Origin of the sequence: Mycobacterium sp. (assembly GCF_049673265.1) — a bacterium.
Classification (GTDB): domain Bacteria; phylum Actinomycetota; class Actinomycetes; order Mycobacteriales; family Mycobacteriaceae; genus Mycobacterium.
In genome coordinates, this window is sequence record NZ_JBATXN010000510.1 from 1 (window position 1) to 3,690 (window position 3,690).

4 protein-coding genes are annotated in these 3,690 nt (G+C 65.3%); 1 reads left to right on the forward strand and 3 read right to left on the reverse strand.

Going from position 1 to position 3,690, the window contains the following annotated elements:
* Positions 1–2,163 (forward strand): ATP-binding cassette domain-containing protein (locus WBF82_RS17580; RefSeq protein ID WP_424384242.1); only part of this gene is annotated, 2,163 nt, incomplete at its 5' end.
* A gap of 12 nt (positions 2,164–2,175) precedes the next feature.
* Here WBF82_RS17580 and WBF82_RS17585 read toward each other — a convergent pair.
* Genes WBF82_RS17585 through WBF82_RS17595 form a run of 3 tightly spaced genes read right to left on the reverse strand, consistent with a single transcriptional unit; the run spans position 2,176 to position 3,646 of the window.
* Positions 2,176–2,781: a GTP-binding protein gene (locus WBF82_RS17585; RefSeq protein ID WP_424384243.1), complete on the reverse strand. Its 606-nt coding sequence runs from the start codon at positions 2,779–2,781 to the stop codon at positions 2,176–2,178.
* Positions 2,762–3,154 carry a DUF742 domain-containing protein gene (locus WBF82_RS17590; RefSeq protein WP_424384244.1) on the reverse strand — a complete coding sequence of 131 codons (393 nt, stop codon included), beginning with the start codon at positions 3,152–3,154 and terminating at the stop codon, positions 2,762–2,764. Before WBF82_RS17590 ends, WBF82_RS17585 begins: the two co-directional genes overlap by 20 nt.
* Before the next feature lie 6 nt (positions 3,155–3,160).
* Positions 3,161–3,646 carry a roadblock/LC7 domain-containing protein gene (locus tag WBF82_RS17595; protein ID WP_424384245.1) on the reverse strand — a complete coding sequence of 162 codons (486 nt, stop codon included), beginning with the start codon at positions 3,644–3,646 and terminating at the stop codon, positions 3,161–3,163.
* Between the last annotated feature and the right edge of the window lie 44 nt (positions 3,647–3,690).

Here is a 3,690-nt window from a genome sequence, read left to right on the forward strand (position 1 = left end):
TCGCGATCCCATCCGGGCGCTCCGCCGGCGCCACCACCGCCGTCGTACCCAAGCGTCGGCGGGCAGCGGGCACCGAGCTATCCGCAACAGCCTCCGCCACTGAGCCGGCCGGCAGCGTCGTCGCCGAACCTGCAGCCACAAACGAAGATGGCTGCACCGGCGGTCAGCAAGCCGCCCGAGGTGGGCAACCTCGCCACCAAGATGATCCAGGCGATTCTGCCCGGATCGGGCACACCGGATAAGCCACCCGGATCCGCCACCATCGGTCGCGCCAACGACAACGACATCGTCATCCAGGACGTCCTCGCGTCGCGCCACCATGCGTTTTTGGTCCAGTCCCCGCTCGGCACCGAAATCCGCGACGCTCACAGCGTCAACGGCACGTTCGTCAACGGCGTGCGCGTCGGTTCGGCGGTGCTCAGCGAGGGCGACGTGATCACGATCGGCAACGTCGACCTGGTCTTGACCGACGGCAACCTGGTCCGCCGCACCGAAGCGGCCACCCGTAGCGGCGGCCTGGAGGTCAACGGCGTTCACTTCAAGATCGATGGGAAGGAGCTGCTGGACAACATCTCGCTGACCGCCCGGCCCGGCACGCTGACCGCGATCATCGGTGGGTCCGGCGCAGGGAAGACGACGCTGTCGCGGCTGATCGCCGGATATACCCGCCCCAGCGCCGGGTCGGTTACCTTCGAGGGCCACGACATCCACGCTGAATATGCGACCATGCGAAGCCGGATCGGGATGGTCCCGCAGGACGACGTCGTTCACCGCCAGCTGACGGTGAACCAGGCACTGGGCTACGCCGCCGAGCTGCGGCTACCCCCGGACACCAGCAAACAAGAGCGCGCCCAGGTCGTCGCGCAGGTGCTCGAAGAGCTCGACCTGACCAAGCACGCCGACACCCGAGTGGACAAACTCTCCGGCGGGCAGCGCAAACGCGCGTCGGTGGCACTCGAGCTGCTCACCCAGCCGTCGCTGCTGCTGCTCGACGAGCCGACTTCTGGTCTGGACCCCGCGCTGGACCGGCAGGTCATGCTGATGTTGCGCCAGCTCGCCGACGCCGGTCGGGTGGTGCTAGTCGTCACCCACTCTGTGTCCTACCTCGATGTCTGCGACCAGATATTGCTGGTTGCCCCCGGCGGCAAGACCGCCTTCAACGGACCGCCCAGCCAGGTCGAGGCGGCGTTGGGAACCACCAACTGGGCCGACATTTTCGCCAATGTGGGGGCCGACCCGGACGAAGCCAATCGCCGCTTCATGGAACGGAAGGGCGACAGACAGGCGCAAGCCCCGGCCAGGGAAACCCCGGCAGACTTGGGCGCGCCAGTGCACACCGACTTATTGCGCCAGCTCTCCACGATCGCGCGCCGCCAGGTCCGACTCGTCGTCTCCGACCGCGGCTACTCGGTGTTTCTTGCGGTACTACCGTTCTTGATCGGTGCGCTGTCGCTGACCGTGAAGGGCCCCAAACCGGGGCTCGGTCCCGCTCTCCCCACCGGACTTGCGCCGACCGAACCGCAGTACATCATGGTCCTGCTCAACATCGGCGCGGTCTTTATGGGCACGGCGTTGACCATTCGCGACCTGATCGGCGAGCGTCCGATTTTCCGCCGAGAACAGGCGGTCGGTCTGTCCACCACGGCTTATCTGCTGGCCAAAGTCTCCGTGTTCTTTGTTTTCGCGACCGCCCAGGCGGCGATCGCGACCTTTATTGTCAGGCTCGGCAAAGGAGCACCCACAGCGCATCCGCCGTTCTTCGACAACTCCACGTTCTCGCTGTTCACCACCGTCGCCGGCACCTGCGTCGCCTCAGCCATGCTCGGCTTGCTGTTGTCTGCGGTGGCGCAGTCCAATGAGCAGATCATGCCGCTGCTGGTGGTGTCGATCATGTCGCAGCTGGTGCTTTCCGGCGGGATGATCCCGGTGACCGGCAGGGCGGGCCTTAATCAGCTGTCCTGGGTAACGCCGGGACGGTGGGGGTACGCGGCAGGGGCGTCGTCAATCGACTTCCCAAGCCTGGTGAAGGTTCCGCAAATCCCGACGAATGACCCGATCTGGCAACATTCGAAGCACATCTATCTCTTCGACATGGTCATGCTCGCGGCGTTGTCGGTGTTCTACATCGGCTACGTGCGCTGGAATATCCGACTCAAGCGCTGAAGCTCAACGCGGTCAGCTGCCGGTAGGCGTCAAGCTCGCCAGGGCGTACTCGCTGATCGCGATCAGAGCATCGGTCGCCGAGCGACGGTCCCGAGCGTCGATGTTGATCACCGGCACATGCCCGGGCAGGGTCAGCGCCTTGCGCACTTCGGAAACGGGATACTGTGGGGCGCCGTCGAACTCGTTGACCGCAATGAGAAATGGCAGGTTGCGATGTTCGAAGAAGTCGACCGCTGCGAAGCTGTCCTGTAGTCGCCGGCAGTCCACCAGAACGACCGCGCCGATCGCACCGCGCACCAAGTCGTCCCACATGAACCAGAATCGGCGCTGCCCTGGCGTACCGAACAGGTAGAGCACCAGATCCTCGTCCAAGGTGATGCGACCAAAATCCATCGCTACCGTGGTGGTGCGCTTGTCCGGGGTGGCCTCCACCATGTCGACGCCCGCCGAAGCATCGGTGACCATCGCCTCGGTCCGCAGCGGCATGATCTCCGAAACGGCGCCGACGAACGTCGTCTTACCGGCGCCGAACCCGCCCGCGATGACGATCTTCGTCGACGCGGTGTCGCGCGCCTTCGGATGCGATTGGGCCCCTCCTTTAGAGGGCTCGTAGGCCACGGAGCGTCCTTCCTATCAGTTCGCGGCGTTCGTCGCGGGTCGAGTGATCGGTCAATGTCCGGTTCACTCGAAGGTAGCCCGACGTGACCAGATCGCCGACCAACACACGCGTGACACCGAGCGGTAAATCCAGCCGAGCCGAGATTTCGGCGACGGATGGGCTCTTGACGCACAGTTGGACGATCCTGCCTCGCACGTCGTTGGGTGGCCATCGGTGAAAGAGCGCCGACTGCAACGTCTGCACCGGCGCTTCGAGCGGAAGCTCGACGCTGGCCTTGGTCCGTCCGGCCGTCAGGGTGTACGGGCGGACCAGGTTGGCCTCAGCTGCGGGTGGCGGTGACCCCGGTGGCCCCGTTGGCTCTTGGCTGTCCATCGCGGCTCACGAGTGGGACGCGGTCGGTGACGATGCGGGCCGTGTAGCGGCCCGCTGAGGAACCGACCCATCGGACGGAGCACGTCGGGTCGATTGCACGACGTTGCCCACCCGCTCGACAAGGACGGCCATCTCGTAACCGATCTGACCGATATCACAAGACGTCGTGGCCAGCGTTGCCAGATGCGAGCCGTCACCGACCCGCATCAACAACAGGTAGCCGTTTTCCATCTCCACCACCGACTGCAGCACCGCGCCGCCGTCGAACAGCTGCGCGGCGCCGGACGCCAAGCTGGCCAGACCCGACGACACCGCGGCGAGCTGATCCGCCCGCTCCTGCGGCAGGTGCTCGCTGGCCGCGATCAGCAACCCGTCGACGGATACCAGCACCGCGTGCGTCACCCCGGGAACCTCGCGGGCGAAATTCGATACCAGCCAATCCATGGAGTTGTCCGAGCGGGGTGAATCGTAGGCATCGGAAGCAGGGGTCATTCGTTATCGGATCCTTGATCTATCTCGCGGGCGTGCGATCGTCC